Here is a 26915-nt window from a genome sequence, read left to right on the forward strand (position 1 = left end):
GCACAACCTCGCCCTCGCCGGATAGGCCTACGGGCGGTACAGCAGCCCACTATCCCCGAGGCAACTCAAAGATCATTTACGGGACAACCCTTAGATAGATCGCCACATGCCCGGCTCGCTGCCCGGTGTCCCAATACATCAGGGCTCCTGCGGGCGGGTTTCTGTCCCGATCGTGTTTCATCTCGGGCGGCATTCCTCGATAGTGGTCTATGGCGAATTCGACTCCCGAATGTCCCCATCCGTACGTTCGGGCTACGAATGCGAGGCACCACCGGAACCAGTCCGCGCCGCCGGTTTCGGCCTCGCGGCGCGCCCACGCGATGGCGCCCTCCGTGGAACGCGGGTTGCGTACGGAGGCCGGCCAGCCCGCCATACCGTCGTGGAAGGCGTCGCCGGGGGCGCCGGGCGTGGGATCCGCGCAGCGTCCGGGGCGGTCTGGCGTGCTGCCTGCGTCTCTCGGGTTGGGGTTGGTGCCTACCCGGTTCAGGTCGATGGTGCCGAGTTGGGCGATCTCGCGGGCGGCGCCTTCGTGTCGGTCGTACAGCTCGGGGTGGGCCGACCGTTGCACGGCCTGGGCCGCAGTGCCGAGGGGCATCGTGTCCCATCCTTGGATGTCCGTCAGGCCCGGGGGGTCGCCGCTGTCTCCGCCGAAGAAGAACATGTTGGCGGAGTACGCGGGCCGCATTATCTGCTCTTTCGTACCCCATCCCGTCGATGGACGCTGCTGGAAAAGACCCACTGAATCACGATCACCGAAGTCGATGTTCAGCAGTGTGCTTTCCTGAAGTGCGGTCATGAGTGCGATGAGGGTGGCCCGGCCGGAAAGTCCACGCTCCTTGGCCACTCCGTCGATGATCACTGCGTTTTTGATCTGAGCCTGACGCAATCCCTCACCGGAATTCTGTGGCGCGTCGCCTCCTGAACTTCCGGGAAGTGCCGCGCCTGGCCTTCCCCTGCCCCCACAGGAGTCCGCCAACGCCTTGGAGCCCGCTCCCATTCCGAACATGCCGATGATCAGAAGGAAGATCAGGACTGCGACAGCTCCCACGGCTCCGAACTTGATGGCCGCCCCCCGGCCCGCGGCGGTCGCCGCGGCGCGGAGGGCGTCTCTCCCCTCCACCCGTTAGACCCCCAGGATTCCGGAGACGCGCCAGCCTCCATCGGTGCGTGTGACCTCCGTCTGGATCACCGTCGACTCGGTGTAGTCGGTGTATCCATGGACGTCGACCGTGGCTGTGACGGTCCGCCAGACCCGCAGCGGCGTGTCCGGGGGAAGGGTGCGGTCGGCTGGCTCCACCTTCAAAGCGGCGATTCGGCTCACCCCGCCCCGGCTCACCAGGCGGCCGAACGCCGGGTCTTCGTGGGCTTCGAGGTTGGCCGCGAGTGCTCGGGTGGACCACGGCGCGGCGCGACGGACGGCCGCCTTGTGGGTTTGGTCCTTGACCGGGTCCCGGGTGAGGTACTGGCGCACGAACTCCCCGGCCACCGTGTCCGGGGCGCTCAGGTCCACGGACGGGGACTCGGATGGCGACAGTGCGGGAGCCGCACCGGTGATTCCCGGGGGCTTCGCGTCGTCGGTCGCGGGTGGAGCGGATGGCTTCTTCGCCGCGGTCGGCGTCGACTGCTCGCCCCTGATCCAGTCGGTTCCGAGACGGGCGGACAGTCCGAGGGCCAACACCACCGCGACGACCAGCACGGCGCCGCCGGCGGTAATCGGCTCCTTGCGACGCTGCCGGCGGATCGAGTCCGCAGTGGCCTTCCGCGCCGCCTGGCGGTGGGTCCGACGAGCACGGCGCCGCTCCTTACGGCGTCCGAGCGTCGTTTCCTCCGGGTAGTCGTACGTGGTGCGCAGCAGCTCGCGCCATTCCTGGGGGGTGCGGTCGGGTTCACTGGGCATGCCTGGTCACCTCTCCTTACCAGGGCGTTGTGCGGGGACGGGGGCGGTGCGACGGCCGGCCGGCGGAACGGCGCGCGGGGGCGGTGGTTGTGTGGCGGGTCGCCGGTGGGCGGGGGTGGTGGGGTGTAAGGTCGCGCCGGTGGATCCCGCCCGGATCCTGGATTGGATCTGTCGGGGGCCGACGGTGCCGGGGCGAGGTGCCTGTCGGTAGGTGACGGCTGGTGGGGGTGCGGGCGCGGGCGCCGTTGGAGTGCGGCTGGACGTGATCGAAGTGAAGGTGCGCACGCTCGTACCCGCTGTGGTGGCGGCGGCGGTGGGTGTGCCCGTCGTGGGTGTGGTCGGGGGGCGTTGCGAGGACGTCGCCTGCGTGCGGGCCGGGGTCGGAGCGGGGATTGGGGTGGGGGGTGTGCGGGGTGTGATGCCGCCGCCTCCGGGTACCGCGGCCGGGGTGGCCGGGGGTTGTGAGGGGCTGGTGCCGGCGGAGGCGCCGTTGCCGGCAAGGGAGGTGGTGGGGGTCGGCGTGGGTGGACGGAGCGTCCGGACGATCGTGAGTGCGCGGAATCGGCGCGGGCCACCACCCGAGGTGCCTCCTCCACCGCCTCCTCCACCACGGGTGCCGCCGAGGCCTGGGCCTCCGCCGCTTCCGCCGTTCTGCCCTCGGCCGCCGGGGCGGGAGCCGGAGGAGGTGGCACCGCCACCGCGGTTCATGAGTCGGCTTGCGGAGCGTGCTGCCAATAGGCCGGCGACGGCACCGATGGGAGACGACACACCGGATACGCCGACGATGGATTCGATGACCCTACGGAATCGCAGAGCGACGATGGCGGCGGCGATCGAAAGGCCTGTCGAGGGGCCCCAGCCGTATACCCCGAACATTTTTGTGCAGGCCACCTGAACGACGAGCACACAGCCCAATACGGTGGTGACGACGAAACTCTGGAGGGTGAATCCGACGAGCTGGTCGAACCAGCGGACGCCCCACTGGCGGGTGCGACCGGGGATTACCCACAGGCAAGCGAATACAGGCCCTGCGACCAGCAGCATCAGGGCGCCCAGCAGTGAGGCGAGCGAGGCGAACGCGAGAGTCAGAACAAGCACGGCGAAGATGAGGATGGCGACCAGGGCCAGCAGCATGACCACCACGCGCTGTACCGGCTGGTGCCCTTCCCACCACAGTTCGGATTCACGGCCGACCGTCTCGCTTTTTAGGTTGTCCTGAAGCCACTTCTTGCGCTTGGAGTCCTCTCCGGGGTGACCCTTGTCGAGAACTTCCTTTCCGTATTTCGCGCAGGCTTCGAAACTGCCGAATTCCGCGATGCACCACGGGCCCGCGACGTAGGTTCGCCATACCGCGTCGGATGACTTTCGCAGGAGGTCGTCACGGGCGTTGCCCGTGTAGGTGGGGGTGTGGCCGAGTCTGAAGGGGAACTGTTCCTCTCCGGCTCCGATGCCGCCGGACGCCGCGTTCAGGGCGACGCTGGCCCCGATCTGGCGGCCCGAGTCGACGCCGTCCACCCACATCTGAGGGGACGACAGCAGGGAGACGCTGACCACGCCGGAGATCATCACCCAGGCGATCTGCGAGAGCCCGCCCGAGCCACCGCCCTCCTTGTGCTTGGTGAAGGCGACGAATCCGCCCACGCACAGGGCGGTGGGCAGCAGTGTGGTGGTCAGGCCCTTCGCGGCGCCGCCGATCATCCCGGCCAGGGCGCTTTGAAGCGGGGGCAGGGACGTCACCTCGAAGGTCCACTGCACGATGACGACCACGGCGGTGCCCAGCAGGGCGACCAGTCCGGCGAGGATCGACGCCACCAGTTGTACCGGGGGATCCCACACGTCGAACTCGCCGTAGTCGGCGTCCAGCATCCACAGGGCGGGGTCGGAGTAGGTCTCGTAGAGGGTGCCTTGCCCGTCGGGCACGGAGGTGTTCGGTGAGGGGAGGAGGTCGCCGACGCCCATGGGGTCGATGGTCTCGGCGTGCGCGACGCCGGAGAGCGCCATCACTGTCGTGGCGGCGAACAGGATGGGGATCGCCGCCGTCCGCAGACGTGGCAGGTGTAGGTTCACGCGGCTTTACCCCCTGGTCAGCGCGTTGGCCGCGGGGTTTCCGCCGTGGCTGATGTCGGTGTCCTTGACGTCTTCGCGTTGGTCCACGTGCCACGTGCCGGCGTCCTCGACGATGCGCAGTGCCCTGCGGGCGGTCGATGTCTCGGTGGGCCACACCACGGCGTAGGTGAGCATCACCGCCCACCCGGCGGGGTGGGTAGTGGTGGCCGGGACACGGACGGGTACGCCTTCTTGAGTGAGCGGTCCGGTAGATGCCCTCTCCGGCCCGGGGGACTTCGACCGCGAGGGCCGGGGTTGGACCGTGGACCCGTCCGCGCGCACCGGTGGGCTGAAGTTCCATCCGTCATCGGATGGTTCCGCCGACGGGGACGGCGCGGGGGGCGAGGGGGAGGGGCCGAGGTTGCGGCTGGCGCATTCCTCGACGGTGCCGGCTCGCTGGGAGGGCGTGCTCAGCTCGCAGGCCCGCCGCCAGTCGAGCTGCAGGACGGCCTCCTGATATTCGCGGGCGACGGCGACCACCGCTGCGGTTGGGTCGCCGTCCGGGCCCCCGTCGTCCTTCGCGGGTGTGCCCGCGCAGCCGGCGAGGGCGACACCGGCCGCGAGCAGGGCGGGTGTGGCGGTCCAGCGCATGGTCATACGGTCGCCCCTTGGCGGTCGTCGGATCGGTCGGCGCGGGGGGTGGTGTCCAGGAGCTTGACAAGCTCCTCGGTCGGGATGTCCCACTGGACGGTGGCCACGTTGAAGCGGCGGTCGCGTACGAGCGAGTGCCCGTGGCGGACCTCTCCGTCGGGTCCGATGCCGATGGAGTGAATGTGTGCGCGTGTGTGCGCGTCCACCGGCAGGCCGAGTAGTTCGGCCATCGCGTCCTGTTGTTCCGCGTGGGTGAGCTGGAATCCGATCACCGTGGACAGTTGCTCGATGACGCCGACGAGTTTGTTCAGGGATTGCGGATCCTGCGTGTCCAAGAGCAGGGCGGTGGAAAGGGCGCGGCCGACGCGGGCGATGTATTCGAGGAAGCTCGCGCCTTCGCGGGTGGCGGTCAGAACGTGAACCTCGGGAACCGCCACCACCTTGCGGAGGTTGCGGAGGTCCTTTCTGCCCGCGGTGGTGATTCCGTAGGCGAGCATGCTGTGCATGAGGGCGACCGACATCCTCTGTAGGACGTTCCAGTCCTCGCGGGTGTCGGTGGCGCCGGGCAGGCTGATCCCGGGGATCTGCACCACCCAGATGCCCGGTTCGGGAGACAGTGGTACGGCGTCTTCCTGCGGCCTGCCCATGAAGGGGGCGCCGATCCCGGTCTGTGCCAGCTCGTAGAGGGCTTCGCCGGTCTCGCGGGACAACGGGTCGGAGGATGTCCGGAGTCGATCGATGACCTTCCAGGTCGCCGGCTCGCCCTCCGCGATGACCTGGTTCACCGCGTGCTGCACCGGCGTCTCGGCACCGCGCGCGCGAAGGTGGGGTGGCATCGCGATGCCGAGCTGTGCGGGCACCTCGATCTGTGCCCGCTCGCTTCCCTCCTTGTCCAGCAGACGGAAGAGATCGGCGACGCCGGCGAACCTCGGGCCGGTCTCGATCAGATGGGCGTTGAGGCCGAACCGCCTGCCGGCCGACACGACACCGTCGAGGTCGCCCTTGAAGTCCAGGGCGAGGACGAAGGCGCCGCGGAAGGCCGCGTCCAACATGGTCATCATCATCGCGGTGGTCTTCCCGCGGCCGGTCCGTCCGATCAGGGCGGTGGTGGTCGCGTCGCCGCGCTCGCTTCCCATGGTCACGTCGAGACGGAACGTGCCGGGTGTCGAGCCGGTCAGGAATCCGGTGATCGGCCCTTGGTCGTCCCCGACGTGCGCACCGCCCCACCACCAGGAGCCGGCGAGCGCCGTCACGTCACGGACGTGGCCCAGGTCCGGCACCCTCAACCGGTCACCGGCCTGCGCCTCCATCCACATCTCGCGTTGCTCCTCCGCACCCACCCCCACCTCGATGCCGATCCCGCCGAAGTGGGCCACCGTGGCGTCGACACGTGCGCGCAGGTCCTCGACGCCCACGGTGCTGGTGACGATCAAGCGGGGGTGGTCCTCGACCAGGGTGACGTCATGACGGCTCATGTCCCGCAGCAGCCCGGCCATCACGCCCTCGGTCTCCTCGACCGCGCGGCCCGGATCCTCCGCCGAGTGTTGGCCAGCGCTGCGCCGCTGCTCCTTGGCGCGGCGCCGTACCTCTTCGGCCTTCGACATGGCGGTGCGCTTGGGCAGCACCTTGAAGCGCAGCGACGCTTCGGGGCTGACGGGCAGGATCAGGCTCGCCGGATCGATGTCCACGACCAGGTCGTCGTCGTCGATCTCCGGGACGTAGGTGATCTCGCTGAGCGTGCGCAGCCATTCTCCCGGGCCAGGCGATTCCAGCGTCTCGGGAAAGCCGGTCATCGTGAGCAGCGCCACCCACGCCGTGGTCACGCCGTGGGCGTCCACGAACCGTACGTGGTCGGGGTAGGGCAGGATCCGCCCGCGGGTGAGGGTGGTCAGCTTGGAGCCCATGATCAGCCCCTTGGTGGGGGATGGCAGGGGCGTGGTGCGGTGCTGTTCACGGGCGATCATCCACGCCAGCATCTCCACCGCGGCCGGCTGTGCCCGCCACGGTGTCGCTTCGAGGAGTCGACCGAGCCGGCGCATGCTGGCGTCCAGGCGGGCGAGTTCGCGGGCGCCGACGCCGGTCGTGGCGACGCCGAGGCCTTCGCTGACGCCGCGCCGTCCTGCGGCGGCGGCCTGACCGGTCCGTTCGGTGAGCCGCACACCCATGAGGAGGTGCCGCGCGGGCAGCGCGATGTCGTCGAGCCGGTCGACTCGGGTCTGTGCCCACTCCTGCCACTGCCCGGAGGTGAACAGGGTGCCGGCCTCTTCGAGGTAGTCGGCCGCGGACAGCGGGGACCACAGCACCTTCAGGTGGACGTCGGATCCCGACAGCAGACGCGACAGCGCGCTGACGGCTTCGTCGAGTTCCGCGTCACGGGCCGCCTCCGCCATCAGGTCCGTGTTGCTGCTGGCCAGCACGAACCAGCCTTCGGCGTGCGTCTCGGTGATCACGAGCCCGTCCGCCAGGGCGACGTAGCGCGTCGGGTCCGCGCTGCGGTCTCCGCCGACGCCGAGGAAGGCACCCAACTGGTGAAGAAGCTTCATTTACCCGCCCTTACCTGCGTCTTGCCGCCACGCGGCCGTGCCTTGAATACGACGTCCGGCCCGTACAGGCGGGGTCGAACGTCGTGTGGAATCGGGAGCCCTGCGACGATCACCGGATCCGTGATGTCCTCCTCCGCGCGGCGGGCGCGGACGGACTCCCGACGCAGGGAGTCGCCCTTGGTGCCCCACCGGGCTCTGCGGGGGATCCACTCGACACGGGCGGCCGATCGTCTGCCCCCGCAGATGATCGGTCGGTGGCCGAGCACCAGATATCGCACGCTCAAGGCCCAGACCGTGACGTTCCACCGACGATCGTTGTGCCGCGACCGCTGTGTTCCGAAGATCGCCACCAAGAGCGGTGGCAGGAAGTAGAGGGTGAAGGTGATCCGGTTGGGGAGCCCGAAGGCGAGAAGCAGTCCGCCGGTCCACAGCAGGTAGAGCACGAACCCGAGAACCAGCGCCCTCCGCGGGGCGCCTTCGCCGAGGTCTATGCCCATCAATTCGTGCTGCCGGGTCTCGATGTCCATGTGGCGGGTGTACGTGGTCCCGGTACGCATCAGGCCCGGACCGTGTCCCACAGGTCGCCCAGCAGTGTCCGCATCTCGTCGGGGAACCAGACGAACCCTGCGACGAACACGGCTCCGATGACCATCGTGACCATGCCGCCCCAGTCGTCCTTGACGAAGTGGCGGAAGGCTCTGACGGCGAGCCACGCGGCGAACAGGTTCCCGACCAGCAGGAGTACGGCCGTCTTTAAGGCGCTGCCGTCCGTGAGGGCGGCGAGCGTCACGACATCGTGGTGCATGGAGTCCCTTCGAGAGGTGTCGAAGCAAAGCGGAGGAGCGAAAAGGGGCGCGTGTCAGGCCGTGCCCCCGGTCACGGCGGCCACCTGCCATCGCTCGGCGTCCGCCGAGGCCACTCGCGTGAGTCGGATGCGATAGGTCTGATCGAGCTGGGCGCCGGCGATCAACCACGCGACGCGGGCGGTGCCCACCCGGTCGGCGCCCGCCCCCTTGTCCGCGGTCCACGTCAAGACGCCGCCCAGGCTCACACCGGCCGGCAGGGCCGGCACCGTGGCGCCCGGCGCGGTGACCGTGTCGGTGTCGCCTCCCGCGTACGTGCGGAAGAACCGGGTGATGGTCTCGGCCGTCTGTTCACTGAACTGTGCGTCCGCCTCAGGGCCCTTGACCGCCGGCGCCTGGGGGCCTGCGGCGGGGACGCCGACCAGGCCGGGCGGGCCGGAGACGACGACGCGGCCACCTGCCTGAATCACCGGGACGTCCAAGCCCACCCATCGGGCGACCGGGCCCGCCGGCGATGTCGTCTGTCCTGCCGGCGAGGGTGTCGCGGAGAGGGCGGCCGACCGAATCAGCACCTCGACCCGTACACGTCCCTGCTGCTGCGCGGCGGGGGTGACGGTACTGGGCTGCACGGCCAGCACCTCCTGGACGCCTTTGCCGTTCCATCCGGCGGCCGTGTCCGCTCCCTGGGGAAGGAGCGTGGCCAGGCTGGCGGCGCGAGCCCCGGCGTCCTTCTCGTCCCACGTCAGGTACAGGCGGGCGAAGCGCGAGGCGACGGCCTGCGCCTCCTCCACCGGGTAGGCCGGTGTCGACTGCGACGGGCCGGGGGCCGCGGCCGGCGCGGCGGGCTCGCGCGAGACGACGAGACTCTTCACGCCGAGGAGAACCAGCACCCCGACGAGCGCCCACAGCAGCCCCCGGCCGAATCGACGGGCGAACGCCGCGCCCGACGACTCGTCCACGGTCTGCCACGGTTCGGCCGGGGCCCCCGACACAGCGGCGGGGGCCGACGGCGGCGGGGTCTGCTCCGCTCGCAGCTGCGCGGCGGCGACCTCCCACGGATTGCCCACGGCGGTCGGCCGCGCCGGCACGGACGTCTGCTTCTTCGCCTTCGCGCGCGATCTCTTCCGCTCCCAATCCCCCACGTCCGGTAACCCAAGAACGCGGCGCACGGTCGGCCCTAACCCCATGCTTTCCTCCCCCACGGCGCGGCTCGCACGCCCAGGCGGCCGACCCTAAACCTGCCATGATCACAGGTCAAAGCAATACGTATGAATCAGCCGGCCGATCGTAAACAGCCGAGCCGGGAGGAGTGGCCGGCAGCGCTGGAGTCCGGCGTCATCGCCGCAACCCATCCGAGCGATCGGTAACCCTGCAGGGCTCATCTGCGGGACCTACGCCTCCTCCGCCGCGGCTATCGACACCAAAAAATACTTTGCCGCCGCATTGGATTTCGCCCGCAGTAACGTCTCCGTATGGGAATCCTGCGCATGCATACCGACACCGGTAAGCTTTCAAAAATCTGTCTGTTACTCGACGTGAAGCCGGACTTTAAATCGCTACGACCGACGGACCCGCACTGAAGGTTCACCACATTTTAAACGGATTGCATTGCATCAATCGGACGTGGTTCACTTCTTAAAGGCGGAGCCCACCACATATTGCGACGTCGAAGTCGGCTGGCCGGATATCCCGAATCGACGGATCCCCCTGCTCGGCCAGATGTTCTCGATAGCAACATCCGAAGAGGAGGAGAATTCACCCCCCGCCGGATGTCCGGACATTATTTCACTTGATTTACGAAATCAGATCACGCTGAACATCCATCGACGGTGTCAAGGTTTTACTTTCCGGCTTTGTATCGCGCATACCAGTCCACCAGTTCAGCTTCACTGTAGGAGGTGGCGCGACCGTCGCTGATTCCTTCCGGGAACTCAATGCCGCGGGCCTCGCCACGCCGCTTGTACTGCCGCGCGGTCCCGTGACTCCACGGCAGGATCCCCGCCTCGCAGGCCTCGGCCAGCGTGTAGACCGGCGGAAGGTCCTCCGGCTCCACCACACCCCCGACGGCAGGCGCGCCCGCTGTCACACCGCCTGTCACGGGAGCTGTCACACCGGTACCTGTCACATGCCCTGAGCTGGCACTAACACCGCTGGTCGCCAGGTGCGAGACGGAGGTGACAGCGGCCGTGACCACCTCCTCGGGCCCGTACTTGCCGCCGACGAGGAAGTCTTTGACACCGGTGGTGCGGTGCGTCTCCATCAACGACGACTCCGTGATCCAGGGGGCCCGCTCGCCCGCGTCGAACCAGGCGGGCGCGGGCCGGCACCCGCCCAGCCGGCCGGCCACTTCATCGGTGATCTTACAGAGCTGAATTTCGCGGACGTACGGAAAATTAGCACCCGGCGCCATCCGCTTGTCGGCATACACCCCTCGCCCCTTTACCTCGGTGTCGAAAGGAACGACCGGCGTCGACTGGCCGAAAGCGACACCGTAGGAAACTCGCTCCTGGGAACCCACCATGATCTTTGTCCCGATCTGCCCACGTTCCATCGTGCCGCCGAAGAACGAGTTCGCGAACTGCTGCGTGCCGACCACGACGCGGTGATTGGCAGACCTTCCCTGAAGAAGGATCACGGAGAGCCACTCGAGAAAAGGAGGCGACCCCTTTCCTTTCAGGCCGTACCGCCACCAGATGTACGCGAGCTTGATAAGCGTCGGAAGCTCGTCGATCACCAACAGGCGCTCCTGAAGGAGACCTCTCAGTGCGGGGTCGGCATTCTTCCCTTGCGCGGTCTCCGCAGCCTGCATGGAGGCCATGAACTCTCCGAATGCTGCAATACATTCGCGCACCGACTTGTGGATGCGGACACCAGAAAAACCTTCCGCCTCCATCAAACTGTTCTGCTTGGTATCTAAAATGTCGACAAGTACACCATGCAAACGACCATGGACAATCGGAATATAAAGGACAGTGGATTTACCGGCACCCGTATCCCCCGCCACACCCCAATGCGGCGTGGCGGACTGCGTCTGAACAACCACGTCCACCACCGATTCACCCTCGATGGCTTGGCCGATATACACCTCGTACGGACTCGACAGAGATCTCCACGTGACCATCGACGAAAGAGTCGGCTGCACGGGCTGCTTCTTCCGCGTCCACCGCACATGGTGCGCCGCACCCTGCCGCTCCCACTCCGCCACCCACTCCCCCGGCACCCGCGCGTCGACCACATGCGACAGCGCCGCCATGCCCTCTTTGCCGCCCATCCACTGGACCGGCAACCGCAAAACGATCCCCGCCCCCTCCACCGACAGATCGGCGTCCAGCCGCAGCCACTTCACCCGCCGCTCGCCCTCGTCCAGACGCAGCACCTGCCGAACCCCCGCCCACATCGACGGCCCCAACAGCTCGTCATCGGTAGCCGTCCGCACCGCCCACCACCGGGCACCGGCCGGCCCGGTCGCCGCGACAGCCACCACCACCGCCACCAGGACACCCACCGCCCAGACCAAGGCTGCCGGACGCTGCCACGCCAGCCAAGCCAAAGGCAACGGCAACAGCCGCACCGCCGACCGCGCCGCGCCGGGCCAGCAGACCCACGCACGCAGCGCCGCACCCATGCCGGCGACGACGCGCCCCACGGCCCGCGCAGTCCGGCCCACGGCCCCGGCTGGCGCCTTCGCCAAGTCACCCGACTGCCTCGGCTCCACCGAGGGCAACCGGCCTCCGTCGTCGACCACGACACCAGACCGCCACCACGTCGCGGTACTGCGCTGATCCCCGGTCAGATCTCGCCCCGCGACGTAGCGCCCGATGCCAGCGACAGCCCCGCCCACCACTCGCTCGATCGCGCGGTTGAACTCCTCGTTCGGCCGGCGGCTCTTGCCCTTGTCGTTCGCCACGTAGGCGAGCACCGCGAGCATGGCCAGCAGCCCACCCCCACCCGACAGGACGTAGGTCGACAACTCGGACAACTGGTCCCAAGGAGCGGCCTCATACATCATGTGTCTCCCCCACCCTCCAAGATCAGAGTTCGACCCTATGCCGGAGTCGGCGGCCTCGCCCGTTGAAGGCAGAACCCGTCCGATCAGCGTGGAGCGGTTCTTGCCTGATGGCCGTTCCTCCGCCCCGAGACGCGCGACACCACGGAATGAACGCGCCCTGGCCCTGTATCCCACGCGGCGGTGACCGCTCCGATCTCAGCCTGCAGCGTGCGAAATTCAGCCAGCGCGCCTCTTCCTGCAACCCCTTCCCATCTCCTTCTGAAGACCTTCACCCGGTGGACGACTGCTCTGCCTAGCGTTCCGGCTGTGCTGTACCAGAGATCGACTGTCGAGCACTGAGCCCTGTCCTGAGGCGCATTCTTGGCACCAGTGGGAGAAACCAGGCCTGCCCCAGACCCGCACTGGGCAGGCAGCTTGAACGCTACGCCCCGACGGCGAACGAATGGAGTAACACAGGACACTACCCGGGGGAGACTAACCAGTCTGCCCAGGTCAGTCGTGTTACAGGACCGTGTGTGACAGCTGCGGAGCGGCTCGTGTGACAGGCCGTGTTACATCAGCCGACGAGCCGCAGCGGCATGCTTCCCTCACGATCGCGCGGCAGCGGGACAGTTGGCCTCGTCGGACAGGCACGCCCAGGACCCGTTGGTGCGGTTCACTCCCGGGTGGTCCGTGGCGTCCTCCGCAGAAGCGCACGGCCGGCGTCGAAGGCCGCTCGCCCCGGCAGGGTGAGTGTGTCTCGCGGCGCGCTCGGGACGTTTCGGCATTGTTCACACAGGTCGGTGTCGGGATGGTCGGGGCGGAACAGGCGCGGTTGGATGTGCCTGCCCGCGCACTCGCGCATGGCCGCCACGCGCCGGCCGGGCGTTCGCGGCAGGCCGCTGTGGATGGCTGCGGCCTCTCCAACCACGCCGACAGTTGGAACGTGGGGCGCGCTGGGGAGCAGGCGGGTGAGGCGATTGCGGAGCAGTGCTGTCGGGTGGTGGATTTGGTTGGGCAGCCCGGTGCGTAGGGCGGTCAGCAGGGTTTCTTCGCCGGCGCCTTGTTCGAACCAGTGGGCTGCCAAGGGCGCGAGGGCGGCCAGGTCGTGCGCTGAAATGGTCAGTCGTGGCTCGTGCCCGGCCAGTCTGGCGAGGGCGATTCGGGCCCGTTCTTGCAGTATCTCGTCGGGGTGTGTCGCTGCTGGCGAGTTGCGGTCGGGCTCGCAGGCGTGCGGCGGGGTCGAGGCAGGGGGCACCAGGTGAACGGGTTCGGTTCTTGAGGCGGGGGATGGCGTCGTCCGCGGTGTGATGGGGCCGGCGGGTGGTGGGTGGGGTGTGTTCTCCACTGGGTCTTCGGTAGGACCGCCGACCGCCCGACCTGCCGGTCCACCGACCGTCGCGGGACCGGCAGTCGGTGACGACGGACGATCACGTGCCGCTTGGGCCTGCTCCCCGGTCAGGGGTGTGTTCGACAGGAGCTGTGTGGTCGCCCACCGGCCCCCGGGCCCCTGCGCACGCCACTCGTGCAGGAACCCCTCCGTCAGGAGTTCGCGTTTGGCACGGGTGAAGCCACAACGCTTGATCCCGGCACGCGCGGCCGTTCGCGACAGACACTCGTCCTGCCCGGGCGGCAGCGACAACTGCCACACCAGTAACCGCACCGCCTCCGCTCCGAGACGTGGATGACGGATGATCTCGTTCGGCACCTGTGAAAAGAACCGCGCAGGCGCGATAGCATGCCTCAGCATCCCAGGGTCCTCCAGAAGACCTTGAGTGGTGTAGGCCCTCGGCCGGTGTTCCCGCACCGCCGGGGGCTGCTTCATGTTCATGAGGACCTCGCGACAGCGGATCCACCCATCAACATAGCCCAACTCCGGGCCAGATAGCCCCGGATCGCGCCAACAGCTCGGCCCGTACACGCCGGCCTGACTCGCCTGGCACAGCCCCGAGGGCGCCTCCCTGCCCCGAGTCGACTACAGCACCGGCCGCATCAGCAGCCACCGCAACCCCTGAAGGCAACCGACGGCATCGCCGTCCTCGACACCCGAACGCCCCTCAACCACCGGTTCCACAACCGCCCCGGCATCGAGGCCTACGCCGCCACCATCCGCCCCGCGATCGTGTACGCCCCCGTCGTACCGATGAGGACTTCGCTCCCCCGACGAACCGGCTCCGCGCCTGAGCCCGGTCGAGGCTCAGGATTGGGTCTGCCAATCGAACACGATTTACAGTCCCGGTCGGTGCCAGCGCAGCCGTCCGCACAGCCCGTGTAACTCTTCGGGTGCGACTCGCAGCACCACTACGGCACCGCCGAGCCGCCCGATAGAACACATCAATTCTCCGGTGGGGGTTTGCGAGGCCAGTGCGCGGTGATCGCGCTGCCGGATCGGGTGGTCTCCTCATCCGGGCGACTCGTGGGTGTGTCCAATCAACGGCTGATCTTGGTTGTTGGGGTTCAGTGGCTGGTGGTGGGGGTGAGGCGGCCTTCGAAGGCGATCTGGAAGGCGTTCAGGGGTACCTTCCAGCGCATCGTCCAGCGGCGCCGGCCCTTGCCGGTCGGGTCGAGGCTCATCAGCGCCATGTAGACGCACTTCAGGGCGGCATTCTCGGACGGGAAGTGGCCGCGGGCCCGCACGGCCTTGCGGATGCGGGCGTTCACGCTCTCAATCGCGTTCGTCGAGCAGATCACCTTGCGGATCTCGACGTCGAAGGAGAGGAAGGGCACCATCTCGGCCCAGGCGTCGGACCACATCTTGATCACGGCCGGATACTTGGTGCCCCACTTCTCGGAAAACTCCAGTAAGCGTTCGGTCGCGGCGGCCTCGCTCGGTGCCGTGTAGACAGGGCGGAGGTCCTTGGCGACCTTGTCCCAGTCCTGGCGGGCGACGTAGCGGATGCTGTTGCGGATCAAGTGAACGATGCAGGTCTGAACGACAGTTCGAGGCCAGACCGTCTCGACCGCGTCCGGCAGGCCCTTCAGGCCGTCGCAGACGAGCATCAGGACGTCCTCGACGCCGCGGTTGCGGAGCTCGGTGAAGACCTGGAGCCAGTGCTTGGCGCCCTCACCGCCGTCGCCCGCCCAGATCCCGAGGATCTCGCGGGTGCCCTCGACGGTCACGGCCATGGCGAGGTAGATGGGGCGGTTGGCGACCTGGCCGTCGCGGATCTTCACGTTGATGGCGTCCACGAAGACCACCGGATAGACGCGGTCGAGCGGACGCGACTGCCATTCGGCCATGCCCTCCATCACCTTGTCCGTGATCGTGGTGATGGTCTGCTTGGACACGCTCGCCCCGTAGACCTCGGCCAGGTGGGCCGATATCTCCCCGTGCGTGAGGCCCTTCGCGGACAGAGAGAGCACCATCTCGTCGATGCCCGTCAGACGTCGCTGACGCTTCTTCACGATCTGCGGCTCGAAGGTCCCGGCGGTGTCACGGGGCACCTTCACCTCGACCGGACCGACGTCAGTCAGCACCGTCTTCGACCGGGTCCCGTTGCGGCTGTTGCCGCTGTTGCGGCCCGTCGCGTCGTGCTTGTCATAGCCGACGTGATCGGTGATCTCGCCTTCCAGGGCGGACTCCAGCACCCGCTTGGTCAGCTGCTGCAGCAGTCCGCCCTCCCCGGTCAGCTGCAGCCCGTCGGTACGGGCACGGTCGACCAGCATCGCGATCAACTGCTCGTCCGACACCGCCTCCGCAGCCGACCGACGGCCATCTCTTCCACGGCCTCGTGCTCGGCGATGGTCTCGCTCATCAGGCGTCTCCTTGATCATCGGATCCGCCGTCTATTGGACACTCCCCCACTCGTCCAATTTCCGCCTATTGAACACGCTCTGCGTCCGGGACACTGCTGTTGGTGCTGTCTAGGGTGAAGGATGGGGTGTTCTGTGGGCAAGCACGGCGACGGTAAGGGCGGGGCGGATGGCGACAAGCAGCAGTCTCCGAAGGATTCCGACGGCCAGTGGACGAAGCCGGTTTCGGACCCGCCGAAGAAGAAGTAGGGATGCCCTCGCCTGAAGCGCTGGCTCGTCTCCTGGTGGACAGGGGTGTTCTGCCCAATGTGTGGGAGCGTGCGGTGCGTACGGTGCCGCGGGAGTTGTTCATCCCGGATCGCATCGAGATCGGTGATGTGATTCTGTCTCGGACTGCGAACCCGGACGGGTGGTTGTCTGCTGTCTACGACGATGTGCCGATCACCACGCAGGTCAACGACGGCAAGCCGGTCCCGGGTGGCGCCTACCGGCTGCCCACGTCATCGAGCAGTATGCCCACGGTCATGTTGGAGATGCTCTCTTTGCTGGACGTCCGGCCGGGCGATCGGGTACTTGAGGCCGGCACGGGGACGGGCTACAACGCGGCGTGGCTCTCTCATCGGCTGGGTGCGGAGCATGTGGTGTCCGTGGACATCGATCCTTCGCTGGTGAAGCAGGCTGGACGTAGCCTGGTTGCCGCCGGCTTCAGCCCGCATCTCGTGGTTGGGGATGCGGGGTTGGGTCTGCCTGGGTGGGCTCCCTACGATCGGGTCATCGGCACGTACACGGTGTCCGAGGTCCCTTACGCCTGGGTCGAGCAGGCTCCGGGTGGTCGGATCGTCGTGCCTTGGGGTGGTTCCTTCTTCGCTCACTCGTACGCCGCTTTGGATGTCATCGACGGTCGGGCGCACGGCAGGTTCAGTGGTCGGCCGGCGTTCATGCGTGACCGTGTCGCCCGTCCGCATCGGGGCTACCTTCGAGACTTCTACCGCCGGGAGACGGGAACGGGCGGCCGGACGGTCATCTCACCGCGGGCGCTGGTTTCGGACCTCGACGCCTTGTTCTTCGTGGGGCTTGCGCTGCCTGATGCCTGGTATTTGCTGGCCGAGGCCGACGATGGCAGTGGTGAGGCCACTTTGTGGATCCTCGCGGACGACCGGAAGTCCTGGGCCACTGTCGAGTACGAGCCGGAGGTATCTGACTATGCGGTTGATCAGTACGGGCCCCGCGGCCTGTGGGATGAGATCGAGACGGCGCATGCGTGGTGGATGTCGCTGGGCAGCCCCGTCCGCGACCGGGCAGGACTGACCGTCGACCGCACGGGGCAACACCTGTGGCTCGACGAACCACCCAACACCCTCACGCCTCCTGCTCGGGGCAAAAGCTAGGAACTGTTCGATCGCCGCGACGGTGGCGGAGAGGACATCGCCGCAGGGCAAGGACTCCAAGAACACCGACAGCGGGTCTTTGACTACCGTTCCACTCCGCCACACCGGCACACGCCGTCTGGTCTGACAGGTCTGTGGCAGGCGGCTCGCCGACTGCGGCGGGCACGCGCACCGTCATACCGGCGTCGGCACGGCGGTGCGAAAGCCTCAACCATCAAGGGGCCCACGGCGTAGGGTCGTCAGGCATGACGCCTGTATCGCACCACCCGATACCCGCTCAGACCCTCTGCCGCCTGGGGCAGCGCTTGACGCTGATCGCGGCGGGCAGCGTGTTCGTGTTCATCAGCGCGGCCTTGCTGTCCAGCACCTCGGATCCGGTCAGCGTCGCAATCCATTTGACGATTCTGGGATTTGGTTCCTGGCTCGCCTTTTGTGGCTTTTTCATGGGGCTGCGGATCGACTCCAGGGGTATCACCGAGCGCCCCGTCGGCCGCTGGCGCACCGTACCGTGGTGCGGGATCCGCGAGATCAACACCTACGCCCAAGGCCTCGGTCCGGCCCGCAGCGGCGCTCCCGGAATCGTCCTCCGCGACGGAAGCCAGATGTCCCTCAGCGCCATCGCCTCCTACTTCGACCGCACCATCCAGGCAGACCTCGCCCTCTTGAGGTCCCTGCACGCAGCCCACATCGCCGTGTGCGCAGGATGCGCCTCACAGCGCTGAGGACGTCGCCGGGAACACCGGACACTTCGATCAGCACTCCTGTCATGGCCCTGCGCCGCCCGGCGGATGCGCACTGCCTGGGAGGCACGTCTCGACCCGCTCGAGGGGTCAGTCGGCCCACACGATCCGCAGGATGATGACGCAGCGTTGTCGTGCCTTCGGGTTCTGGATGGGGTCGTGAATCTGGTAGGGGATCACGGTCGAGCCGAAGGCGGCGACGCGGTCCCATTCCGGGCCGTGCTCGGCGCGGGTGGAGCCGGCGCCGTAGGGGTCGGTGGTGATCCGCCGGATCATCGCGTCGACCTCGTCTTGCGGGACCGGGGCGACCGGGTGGTTCGCGAGCTCCTCGTACTGCTGTTGCGCACGCTTGGACGGTGCCCAGGGCCATGGGCCCGGGACGGCGTGTGTCGCGTCGGTCACCGGCGTCCCGCAAGGGCCCAGGGCTGTCCGAGCTCAAGGTCTCCGGCCATGGCGGCGTCGCTGTCGGAGTCCAGATCGGAATCCCGCGCGGTCACGGCCCGGCCCCACCACTTGTCGCGGAAGGAGGCCACCGCGCCCAGGTCGCCGAGGTCGAGGGAGCTGAGACCTTCCTCGAAGGCGGCGCGCTGGTCGTCCGGGACCGCCGCGCGGATGGCGCGCAGGGTCTTGGACGGGTAGCCGGTCGGCTTCTCGCTCGGTTGGGCGCTCATGTGGCTCCCTGTTCTGGCTGGTGGGCGTGAGGGCCCGTTGCTGGCAAAGGACGTCCGGGGTAATCATCTCACCGGGCTCGGCGCGTGTCAGGTGGCCTGCCCTTCACAAAGGACCCGGCACCGCGCCGCCCGCGCCGGTGTTCGTAGGCGGTCGGGATCCGTCGGGAGGAAACGTCGGCGGCCTTGAGGTGCCGCAGGCCGCCGACGACCGCGATGTGGAGGCGACGGGAGCTGTTGAACAGGCGCGGTCCGGGCCGCCGAGCTTGCTCGTACCGGGTGTGGGCACAGAGAAGGACGCCCCTCGGCCCAGGTCGGCGCCGCGGACATCATGCTGTCCACCACGGCCCGTACCGGGCGGGGAGATCCCGCCACAAGACACCGGTACGGATCCTGTGCAAGATCCCCTTCAGCACCTGTCGGTGATCGCGCCAGCACCGGCACCGCCCACTGCACACCGGCAGCAGCGGCAGCAGCGGCAGCAGCGGCGCGAGCCGGTACCACAGCGCGTCACTCAGATCACCCCGTGATTCCTCAGCACGGCCAGCGGCTGCCGATGTGGCGCCGGTGCCTCCCGGCCCAGGAGCGGCGATCGGTGGCGGCCGCCGCCGTGCCGGACGGCCGATGGCTGGGGCGTGCGCTTCTTGGGCGAAGCCCTCCCCCGGGTGTGCAGGCTCCTCTATCGTCAAACTGGCATGGGGATGGAGCTGACGGTGCAGGGGGGGCTCGGTGTCGTTTACTCAGGGGCCGCAGGTGTTCGAGGATCGGAGCCGGGACGCGTGTGTGGTGGTACCCGGGATCATGGGCAGCGTCCTTGAGGACGCCGTGACGGGCCGCCCGCTGTGGGGCGTGGACCTGGCAATGCTCACCAAGCCGCGGATCAGCGGGGGCCTGCTCGGCGCCCTGCACGCGGACGAGCGGGAGCGGGAAGCCGACGCCGACACCGCGCGGCGGGCGCCGCTGACCCGTATCCGCGCCACCGCCCTGCTGACCAGGCCGTGGTGGCTGCCTGTCTTTGAAGGCCTCGACCCCTACAGCGACGTCCTCAAGAGCGTGACCGGTGTCGTCCTGGATCCGCAGGCGGTGGCGCCGTTCCCGTACGACTGGCGCTTGGCCGTCGCCTACAACGGGACCCTGCTCGCCCGCACGGCCCGCGCGCACTTGACCCGCTGGCGCGAGCGGGTCGCGGCGACACCCGACTGGGCGGCGGGCGGGGCGCGGCCGCGGCTGGTGTTCGTGGCGCACTCGATGGGCGGTCTGGTGGTGCGGGCCGCACTGGAGCAGGACCCGGAACTGGCGGCCGATACCCGCGCCGTCATCACCGTCGGGACACCGTTCCTCGGCTCGGCGAAGTCGGTCCTGGCCCTGAACCTTCTGCACACCGGGGCGAGGCCGAAGCGGCTGGTGCGTGGGGTACAGGCGATGGCGGCGACTCTGCCAGGGGTGCACGACCTGCTGCCCGGCTACCGCTGCCTGGACCGCGGTGTGGACGTGGAGCGCCTGAGCGCGGCGGACGTGGCCCGCTTCGGCGGCGACGCGGAGCTGGCGGCCCGCTCCCTGGCCGAGCGCACCCGCCACCGCCAGGACGGGTTCACGCTGCCCGGGCACCGGGCGATCGTCGGGGAGGCCCAACCCACCATCCAGTCCCTCGCCGAACAGCACCCCGATCTCCGGGTCGCCGCCGGCCGTCGCTACGCCTTCGACGTCGACGCGGATGGTGATCTGGTCCGCGCCCCCGGCTCCGACCTCCCCGCGCGCCGCAACGCTTCGGGCGACGGCACCGTCCACCTGCCCTCCGCCCGGGCGGGCACCGAGGCAGTCACCTACGTCTACGGCCAGCACGGCACCCTCATGCGCCACGATGGGGCCTTGCGGCAGATCCGCCGCGTCATCCAGGAACGCCCGCAGAGCCCCTACCTCGGCGGCGGCGACGGAACCGGCCCCGGCCTGGAAACTCCCGAGCTTGGCGGAACTCTCGGCCAGCCGCTCATCCTCGCCGCTACCGGCCTGGACACCCCGGCTGGCGTCACCTTGAGCGTGCACTCCGCCACCACTGGCCGCCCCGGCCACCCCCTGACCCTGCGCCGCGACCCCGAGCGTACAGACGGAACCCTTTCGGCCCGGTTCACCGCGGACGCTCCGGACCTGTATCGGGTGGTCCTGGACACCGGTCGCCATACACCCCTCACCCAACTCGTCCTCGTCACCCTTCCTGACGCTTGAGAGCCACCGCCCCCGTGACCTCACCCCACCCCGCCGTCACCCCACCGCCGCCCCCGGACCCCGACGACACCAGCCACCAAGGGTCCGGACCGCTCCGCGAGGGCGGCGTCGAGCTGTTCCCGATCAACTTCACCACCTACCAGCACCACGAGGACCTGGACACCGAGCGGTACGTGCGGGAGATCGCCGATCTCCTCGCCCCCTACGGAGCACACACCACAGAGTGGAAGGTGCGGGCCGCCGAGCGGGACAGCCAGGCCGTTGAGGAACGCCTGGCCGCCTGGGTCGGCGAGACGGACCCGCCCGGTGGGAACACGGTGCTGTACTGGGTCGGCCACGGCAGCGCCGACATCCTCGCCCACCACCGCACCCCGGCACGGTTTCCCAGGGGAATCGACCCGCCGGAGATCGCCCGCGCCATCGCCATCCGCCAGCTCCACCCCGACAGTGAGGACAGCTGGGCGATCATCGTTCTGGACGCCTGCTTCTCACAGGAATTCGCCAGAGCCGTCCACCTCGAACTCTTCACCAAGCATCGCGGCGCCGGCCGCTACCTGCTGCTGTCCACCGCCGCCCAGGGCTACGCCGAACTCGGCGCCCTCACCCACGCCCTGAAGCGAGCCCTGCACATCACCTTCCCCACCCAGCGGACCATCGGTCTCGGGGCTCTCGGCCGCCAACTCAACCGCGATCTGGGCGGCTTCGTCGATGACCTCACCCTCGACGACGACCGCGACCAACTCGTCAGCCGAACCGCCAACGCGGCGAGCGCGGTCTCCGGCCCGCTTGACCAGATCGCCGAACTCCAGGCCGTCATCGACCAGCTCCCCACCGACGAGCAGCGCCATTTCCTGCCCAAGGCATCCGGCGCCGAACTCGGCGAGCTCGCGTGGTACTTCCACGGCCGCACCCTGCAACGCGACCAGATACTGCGCTGGCTGGCCACCGCCACCCATGGCACCCTGGTCGTCACCGGCCCCGCCGGCTCCGGCAAGTCCGCCCTCTTGGGCCACGTCCTACTGCACACCAGCACCCGCCTGCGCGACATCCTGATCCGCCACGGCCACCTCATGCCGCTGCCGCCCGGCACCCTCTGCCCGGAGGACCCGTTCGACCTCACTGTTCACCTCGCCGGCCTCACCCCCGCACGCACCCTCCACCTGATCGCCCAGGCCGCCGGCCTGCCCGACCTCGCCCAGCGGGCCGCCGAAGGCCGGCCACCCGCCGACCTCCACACCCGCATCCTCGCCGCACTACGCGAACGCGACGAGCCGCTGACCCTGCTGTTCGACGCCTTCGACGAAGCCGACCAGCCCCTCGTCATCGCCAACCAGATCCTGCGCCCCCTCGCAGCCCTCCCCCAGGTCCGCATCGTCATCGGCACCCGCCGCTCCACCCTCGAAGGACCCGACCAGCCCGCCCCCCGCGACAGCGACCTCCTCGATGCCCTCCACTCCCGCCCCGCCGAAACGAGCAGCGGACAGGCGCCGCGACCGCGGTACGTCGAAGTGACCCAGGACCGGGAAGCCCTCGCCGGATACCTGCACGCCAAACTTCACGCCGCAACGCGCCGCGGTGCCCTCCAAGCCGACGACGCGGCCATCGCCGATGCCGTGTACCGCCTGGTTGCCGACCACACCAGCAGCGGCGCCGAGCCCCAGCAGTTCCTCTACGCCCGCCTCGCCGCCCACGAAATCCTGGCCGATCCCACGCTCCTGGCCGACCCCACACCGCTCATCGGCCGCACCCACCGCCAGCTGTTCACCCACGCCCTCCAACGCCTGCACCGCACAGACCCCCACTACACCCCTCTCCTGCGAGCCCTCGGCCTTGCCCAAGGTCGCGGCCTGCCCGACCAGGACGGCATTTGGGCCACCACCGCCGACGTCCTCACCCCGGACGGGGCGGGCGGCACCCGCGCCTGCATCGCCGGGTTGGTTCGTGACGCGGCCCCCTACCTCGCCCTCGATCACGAAAGCGGCCAGAGCGTCTACCGCCTTGCCCACCGCACCTTCACCGAACACTTCACCAGCGACCCCGGCACCCCAGCCGCCCACGCGGCCATCACCCGAGCTCTTACCGCACATGCCCGCCACAGCCTCGAAACCAGGGCGTCGGAGGACGGCGCTGCGCCGCGAACCGAGGACGTCAACCCCTACACCCGCCACCACCTCGCCATTCACGCGCGCCTCAGCCGCGCTGCCGAAGTCTTCCGCGCACTCGCCGACCATCCCGACGTCCTGGACGCCCTCGACCTCATCACCATCACCACCAACGCCCTCCACCCCGACCTTGCCCCGAATGCGCTGCCACCCGCCATTGCCGGAACCGTCCTCCTCCAACACCAGGCCCACGACACCGGCCACCACCCGGCACAAGCCGACACGCTCGCCTGGCGGCGATGGTGGCGCCGGCTCGGCACCACATACATCCAAGGCACCCCGCCCCCACCCGAAACCCACACCCCCCAGACCTGGCCCCCCAGCCTCACCGCCGGTATCGTCCACCGCCGCCAGGCCCACCTCCAACTCATCGGCCACACCGCGTTGGTGTGGGCGGTGGCCGCCTTTCCCGCCCCTGACGGCACTATCCGCCTGGCCACCACCGGCTTCGACGAGACGGTGCGGATCTGGGACCCCGCCACCGGCCTCCAAGACGGCGAACCCCTCACCGGCCACACCGGGCCTGTGAGGGCAGTGGCGGCGTTCACCGCCCCTGATGGCACGATCCGTCTGGCCACCACCGGCGATGACCAAACGGTGCGAATCTGGAACCCCGCCACCGGGGCCCAAGACCGCGAACCGCTCACCGCCCACACCGGAGTGGGGTGGGCGGTGGTGGCCTTTCCCGCTACTGACGGCACTGTTCGCCTGGCCACCATCGGCGCTGACGAGACGGTGCGGATCTGGAACCCCGCCACCGGGGCCCAAGACGGCGAACCCCTCACCGGCCACACGAGGGAGGTAAGGGTGCTGGCGGCCTTCACTGCACCCGACGGCACCCCCCGCCTCGCATCGGCCGGCGGTGCTGGGACGGTGCGGATCTGGGACCCCGCAACCGGCCTCCAAGACGGCGAGCCCCTCACCCGTCACACCGACTGGGTGTCCTCAGTCGCGGCCTTCACCGCATCTGACGGCACCCCCCGCCTCGCCTCGGCCGGCTACGACGCGATGGTGCGGATCTGGGACCCCGCCGCCGGCACCCATGACGGAGAGCCCCTCACCGGCCACACCGGCCCGGTGTACGCGGTGGCGGCCTTCACCGCCCCCGACGGCACCCCCCGCCTCGCTTCAACCGGCGATGACGGGACGGTACGGATCTGGAACCCCGCAACCAGCGACCCAAACGGCGAGCCTCTCACCGGCGAGTTCACGGCTCAGCGCCAGCCCCCCATGTCCCTGGATCAGATGGCTGAGCAACACGCCAGGAGAGTGAAGGTAGTGGCGGCCTTCACCGCCCCCGACCGCACCCCTCGCCTTGTCATCACCGGCGACGACGGGACGATGCGGACCTGGGACCCCGCGACCGAAACCCAAGACGGCCCCATCCTGATCGGCCCCACCGGCCGTCCCAACTGGGAACACGCGGGAGCGGTCTTCACGGCCCCCGACGGCACCCCCCGCCTCGCTTCAACCGGCGATGACAAGATGGTGCGAATCTGGGACCCTGCCACCGGCGCCCAAGACGGCGATCCCCTCACCGGCCACACGAGGAAGGTGTGGGCGGTGGCGGCCTTCACCGCCCCCGACGGCACCCCCCGCCTCGCTTCCGCCAGCTATGACGAGACGGTGCGGATCTGGAACCCCGCCACCGGCGCCCAAGACGGCCCCACCCTCACCGCCCCCAGGGAGTCACCGTGGGGGCTGGCGGCCTTCACCGCCCTCGACGGCACTCCTCGACTCGCCTCACCCTACGACTCGGATGTGCGGATCTGGAACCCCGCCACCGGCGCCCACGAGGTCCCATACCTCACCGGCCACACGGGGAAGGTGAACACGGTGACGGCCTTCACCGCCCCCGACGGGACCTCCCGAATCGCTTCGGCCAGCGAAGACGAGACGGTGCGGATCTGGAACCCGGCCAGCGGGACAGCAAAGACCCTGCCTCTGGCCGACCGAGCCCTCGTACTGACAGAACACCGTGGGCTGCTCATCGTAGGAACCGCATCGGGCTACCTCGCGCTAGACATCTCGTCCGTATCCGCCGACACAACATGATCGCCAGAACACCGCCCAGCGCTTCGGATCCACTCGCCCGACAACTCCCCCTCTGCCGCTATTTCAAGCAGCCGTCGTCTTGGGCTCGTAGGCCGTCAGAACGAGACGCGCGCCGTCCCCTACCTTCAGGGCGTCCACCAGGATCTCGCCGCCGTCGGCGAAGCGCAGAGTAAAGACCGGGTCGAGATTCATCAGGAAGTCGAAGGCGTCACGGTGATCCGCCGACAGGTGCTCGCTGTCGAGGAACGCTTCGCAGGACCAGTGTCCGTCGAGCACGCGGACCGAGACCTGAACCTCGTAACCGGCCAGGTTCGTTGCTGCGTTCGCCCACCACTCCAACGTCCCTGTCCCTTGAAAACTGTCCACTACTCAAGTGTCGTCCAAACACCGGCGACCCGGTACAAGGTTTCGGGTGTCTCCTGGCAGTGAGGTCAGCGTCCCTCGCAGCCGGCCATGAGGCGACAGCCCTCATCGCCGCGCTCGGTGACTGACTGTTACCGGCCCCCTTTGCCCCCTGCGTTCACCTTGATGCTTCGTATGCCTCGCGAATGGACGCGGGGATACGTCCGCGGTCATTGACCAGGTAGCCGTTCGCACGAGCCCAGCGACGTACAGGTCCGTCTTCCGGACGAGGATCGAGTCTGCGGGCTCGGTCTGCTGCTTCCCAGGCGCCCGATGAAACTCCTTCGAGTTGGTCAGCCACATCCTGGAAGAAGGCGAACAGCGAGGCGTACTGGCATTCCTCGGGTAGCGCCGCCTCACTCCAAGACCCCACCGTGCCGGTGATCGTGTTCACCAACGTCCCGTGGAAGCCGTCGGACTCCGGAGCCGATCGGCACCCACTCTCGGTGCCAGGACGGGTAGCCGGCGCCTTCGGAGCGTGCCAACTCCTCCATTGCCATCTGGTGAAAGTAGACGCGTTCGATGTCCCTGAGGCCCAGCAGGAGTCCACCATCGGGAAGGACGCCCGGGCACCCCAACGCCACGAGAACCGATCTGGCGGGAGGCTGTCGACCTGCATCGATGTCGTGGACCAGAAGCCACTGCCGCAGCTGCTCCGGCAGGTTCAGACCCAATCGCAGTTCGGTTTCGCAGACGGCCGTCGAACTCCCCGGCCCGCCGAGAGCAGCGAACACCTCAGGGGCATGATCCTCAAGCCACGCGGTCACCCGAGCCCACGCCTGCCGTACGTCTCCTGCCTTCTGATGATCCATAGGCAGACCGTACTCAGTACCACTGACAATGCATGGCCCAGCCGCGCTGTCGTACACCAGCCGAAAAGGCCCTTCGCGAGGAACGGGATGGCGAACGGAGAGGCCGAGTACCGGCTGCCTTGATGAAGCATGCCGCTGAACGGGCTGGTGACCGCCTCGTTGCGGGCCTCGTCGTCGCTGCCGCACGGCCTGTCATCGTCCATCAGGCATGCCGGATGTCCTGGCGTGCGGGCATGCCATGCTCTTCGCCGGCGACGAAGGTCGCGTCCCTCGTCGACCGGCTACGCATGGGGCAGGATGTCGCGGCCGCCGCGCAGGCCGCCGGCATGGAGGTACGCCAAGTCTTCGCGACGGCTCGGACGGATGGCCGTGTGGCTCTGCTGCTCGCGGGTGTCGACCCCGACGAGTCCGGCGCGAAGGGCATCACGGACCGAGCCGACTACCTACGGCTCCTGGCTCTGGGCTGCACGCCCACCCTGGCCACGCAGATCCTGTTCGACGGCGCGTCGCCAGTGGGGCACTGGCGACGGAACAATCCGGCTTTCGCACGGGCCTGCGACGCGGTCGGGGAGCTGATGGCCGACCGGCCGGCACCGGTACGCGCACCGCGGCTCACTCCCCAGCGTCGCCGGATGTTCCTCGGTCACCTGGAGTCCGGGCTCACGGTCACGACGGCCGTGGTGACGCCGGGTTCTGCACGACCGACTTCACGGCCGGGTCCGCGGCGAGCTTTCTGGCCTGCGCCTCGGAGACCTCCACGGAGTAGCCGTTGAGGGCCGAGCTG

The 26915-nt window shown here is 68.7% G+C and carries 19 protein-coding genes and 2 pseudogenes; 4 read left to right on the plus strand and 17 right to left on the minus strand.

Translation table 11 applies throughout. From position 1 onward, the window contains the following. Window positions 1-76 precede the first annotated feature (76 nt). The 10 genes from AB0D01_RS38120 to AB0D01_RS38165 all read right to left on the minus strand — a co-directional run bounded on the left by AB0D01_RS38120 (window position 77) and on the right by AB0D01_RS38165 (window position 15594). Complete coding sequence (locus AB0D01_RS38120) at window positions 77-859, minus strand: hypothetical protein (RefSeq protein ID WP_363063716.1); 783 nt, start codon at window positions 857-859, stop codon at window positions 77-79. A gap of 264 nt (window positions 860-1123) precedes the next feature. Further along, window positions 1124-1897 (minus strand): hypothetical protein, encoded by a 774-nt coding sequence (locus AB0D01_RS38125; RefSeq protein ID WP_363063718.1) that lies wholly within the window; start codon window positions 1895-1897, stop codon window positions 1124-1126. Between the two features lie 6 nt (window positions 1898-1903). After that, window positions 1904-3856 carry a type IV secretion system protein gene (locus AB0D01_RS38130; protein ID WP_363063720.1) on the minus strand — a complete coding sequence of 651 codons (1953 nt, stop codon included), beginning with the start codon at window positions 3854-3856 and terminating at the stop codon, window positions 1904-1906. Between the two features lie 114 nt (window positions 3857-3970). Then, window positions 3971-4600 (minus strand): hypothetical protein, encoded by a 630-nt coding sequence (locus AB0D01_RS38135; RefSeq protein ID WP_363063722.1) that lies wholly within the window; start codon window positions 4598-4600, stop codon window positions 3971-3973. Continuing rightward, on the minus strand, window positions 4597-7137 hold the full coding sequence (locus AB0D01_RS38140) for an ATP-binding protein (protein ID WP_363063724.1): 2541 nt from the start codon (window positions 7135-7137) through the stop codon (window positions 4597-4599). Before AB0D01_RS38140 ends, AB0D01_RS38135 begins: the two co-directional genes overlap by 4 nt. After that, complete coding sequence (locus AB0D01_RS38145) at window positions 7134-7664, minus strand: hypothetical protein (RefSeq protein WP_363063726.1); 531 nt, start codon at window positions 7662-7664, stop codon at window positions 7134-7136. The genes AB0D01_RS38140 and AB0D01_RS38145 overlap by 4 nt, the downstream gene beginning before the upstream one ends. A 29-nt stretch (window positions 7665-7693) precedes the next feature. Continuing rightward, window positions 7694-7942, minus strand: a complete 249-nt coding sequence (locus AB0D01_RS38150) for a hypothetical protein (RefSeq protein ID WP_363063728.1) — start codon at window positions 7940-7942, stop codon at window positions 7694-7696. Between the two features lie 54 nt (window positions 7943-7996). Beyond that, window positions 7997-9142 (minus strand): conjugal transfer protein, encoded by a 1146-nt coding sequence (locus AB0D01_RS38155; protein ID WP_363063730.1) that lies wholly within the window; start codon window positions 9140-9142, stop codon window positions 7997-7999. 638 nt (window positions 9143-9780) lie between these two features. Then, complete coding sequence (locus AB0D01_RS38160) at window positions 9781-11949, minus strand: type IV secretory system conjugative DNA transfer family protein (RefSeq protein WP_363063732.1); 2169 nt, start codon at window positions 11947-11949, stop codon at window positions 9781-9783. Window positions 11950-14385: 2436 nt separating this feature from the next. Further along, window positions 14386-15594 carry an IS256 family transposase gene (locus tag AB0D01_RS38165; RefSeq protein ID WP_363063750.1) on the minus strand — a complete coding sequence of 403 codons (1209 nt, stop codon included), beginning with the start codon at window positions 15592-15594 and terminating at the stop codon, window positions 14386-14388. A gap of 296 nt (window positions 15595-15890) precedes the next feature. On the opposite strand from AB0D01_RS38165, the gene AB0D01_RS38170 reads away from it, so the two are divergent. Further along, the gene (locus AB0D01_RS38170; RefSeq protein WP_363063734.1) at window positions 15891-17069 is read left to right on the plus strand and encodes a methyltransferase domain-containing protein; all 1179 of its coding nucleotides are present in this window, start codon (window positions 15891-15893) and stop codon (window positions 17067-17069) included. Between the two features lie 305 nt (window positions 17070-17374). Continuing rightward, the gene (locus AB0D01_RS38175) at window positions 17375-17791 is read left to right on the plus strand and encodes a hypothetical protein (RefSeq protein WP_363063736.1); all 417 of its coding nucleotides are present in this window, start codon (window positions 17375-17377) and stop codon (window positions 17789-17791) included. Window positions 17792-17899: 108 nt separating this feature from the next. Here the strand turns inward: AB0D01_RS38175 and AB0D01_RS38180 are convergent, their stop codons facing one another. From AB0D01_RS38180 to AB0D01_RS38190, 3 genes and pseudogenes are all read right to left on the minus strand, one after another. Then, complete coding sequence (locus AB0D01_RS38180; RefSeq protein WP_363063738.1) at window positions 17900-18211, minus strand: hypothetical protein; 312 nt, start codon at window positions 18209-18211, stop codon at window positions 17900-17902. After that, window positions 18208-18480: a hypothetical protein gene (locus tag AB0D01_RS38185; protein WP_363063740.1), complete on the minus strand. Its 273-nt coding sequence runs from the start codon at window positions 18478-18480 to the stop codon at window positions 18208-18210. Before AB0D01_RS38185 ends, AB0D01_RS38180 begins: the two co-directional genes overlap by 4 nt. Window positions 18481-18812: 332 nt before the next feature. After that, window positions 18813-18983: pseudogene (locus AB0D01_RS38190) on the minus strand (transposase); the annotation flags it as partial. A 295-nt stretch (window positions 18984-19278) separates the two neighbouring features. Here AB0D01_RS38190 and AB0D01_RS38195 point away from each other — a divergent pair. Both AB0D01_RS38195 and AB0D01_RS38200 read left to right on the plus strand, forming a co-directional pair. Beyond that, window positions 19279-20700 (plus strand): hypothetical protein, encoded by a 1422-nt coding sequence (locus tag AB0D01_RS38195; protein ID WP_363063742.1) that lies wholly within the window; start codon window positions 19279-19281, stop codon window positions 20698-20700. After that, window positions 20697-24917 carry a WD40 repeat domain-containing protein gene (locus AB0D01_RS38200; protein ID WP_363063744.1) on the plus strand — a complete coding sequence of 1407 codons (4221 nt, stop codon included), beginning with the start codon at window positions 20697-20699 and terminating at the stop codon, window positions 24915-24917. The genes AB0D01_RS38195 and AB0D01_RS38200 overlap by 4 nt, the downstream gene beginning before the upstream one ends. 63 nt (window positions 24918-24980) lie before the next feature. Here the strand turns inward: AB0D01_RS38200 and AB0D01_RS38205 are convergent, their stop codons facing one another. The 4 genes and pseudogenes from AB0D01_RS38205 to AB0D01_RS38220 form a co-directional block, all read right to left on the minus strand. After that, on the minus strand, window positions 24981-25283 hold the full coding sequence (locus AB0D01_RS38205; RefSeq protein WP_363063746.1) for a hypothetical protein: 303 nt from the start codon (window positions 25281-25283) through the stop codon (window positions 24981-24983). Between the two features lie 154 nt (window positions 25284-25437). Further along, window positions 25438-25713: a histone-like nucleoid-structuring protein Lsr2 gene (locus tag AB0D01_RS38210; protein ID WP_363063748.1), complete on the minus strand. Its 276-nt coding sequence runs from the start codon at window positions 25711-25713 to the stop codon at window positions 25438-25440. After that, on the minus strand, window positions 25676-26131 hold the full coding sequence (locus tag AB0D01_RS38215; RefSeq protein ID WP_363063752.1) for a hypothetical protein: 456 nt from the start codon (window positions 26129-26131) through the stop codon (window positions 25676-25678). The genes AB0D01_RS38210 and AB0D01_RS38215 overlap by 38 nt, the downstream gene beginning before the upstream one ends. Before the next feature lie 690 nt (window positions 26132-26821). Continuing rightward, window positions 26822-26915: pseudogene (locus AB0D01_RS38220) on the minus strand (protease inhibitor I9 family protein); the annotation flags it as partial.

The organism is Streptomyces sp. NPDC048606, assembly GCF_040650855.1.
Taxonomy (GTDB): domain Bacteria; phylum Actinomycetota; class Actinomycetes; order Streptomycetales; family Streptomycetaceae; genus Streptomyces.

Excerpts from the sequence above, each read along its gene's own strand:
- AB0D01_RS38125 (WP_363063718.1), bottom strand. The coding sequence starts at position 1,897 with ATGCCCAGTGAACCCGACCGCACCCCCCAGGAATGGCGCGAGCTGCTG.
- AB0D01_RS38130 (WP_363063720.1), bottom strand. The coding sequence starts at position 3,856 with ATGGGCGTCGGCGACCTCCTCCCCTCACCGAACACCTCCGTGCCCGAC.
- AB0D01_RS38135 (WP_363063722.1), bottom strand. The coding sequence starts at position 4,600 with ATGACCATGCGCTGGACCGCCACACCCGCCCTGCTCGCGGCCGGTGTC.
- AB0D01_RS38140 (WP_363063724.1), bottom strand. The coding sequence starts at position 7,137 with ATGAAGCTTCTTCACCAGTTGGGTGCCTTCCTCGGCGTCGGCGGAGAC.
- AB0D01_RS38145 (WP_363063726.1), bottom strand. The coding sequence starts at position 7,664 with ATGGACATCGAGACCCGGCAGCACGAATTGATGGGCATAGACCTCGGC.
- AB0D01_RS38150 (WP_363063728.1), bottom strand. The coding sequence starts at position 7,942 with ATGCACCACGATGTCGTGACGCTCGCCGCCCTCACGGACGGCAGCGCC.
- AB0D01_RS38160 (WP_363063732.1), bottom strand. The coding sequence starts at position 11,949 with ATGATGTATGAGGCCGCTCCTTGGGACCAGTTGTCCGAGTTGTCGACC.
- AB0D01_RS38165 (WP_363063750.1), bottom strand. The coding sequence starts at position 15,594 with ATGCTGGTCGACCGTGCCCGTACCGACGGGCTGCAGCTGACCGGGGAG.
- AB0D01_RS38185 (WP_363063740.1), bottom strand. The coding sequence starts at position 18,480 with ATGAGCGCCCAACCGAGCGAGAAGCCGACCGGCTACCCGTCCAAGACC.
- AB0D01_RS38195 (WP_363063742.1), top strand. The coding sequence starts at position 19,279 with ATGGGCAGCGTCCTTGAGGACGCCGTGACGGGCCGCCCGCTGTGGGGC.
- AB0D01_RS38215 (WP_363063752.1), bottom strand. The coding sequence starts at position 26,131 with ATGGATCATCAGAAGGCAGGAGACGTACGGCAGGCGTGGGCTCGGGTG.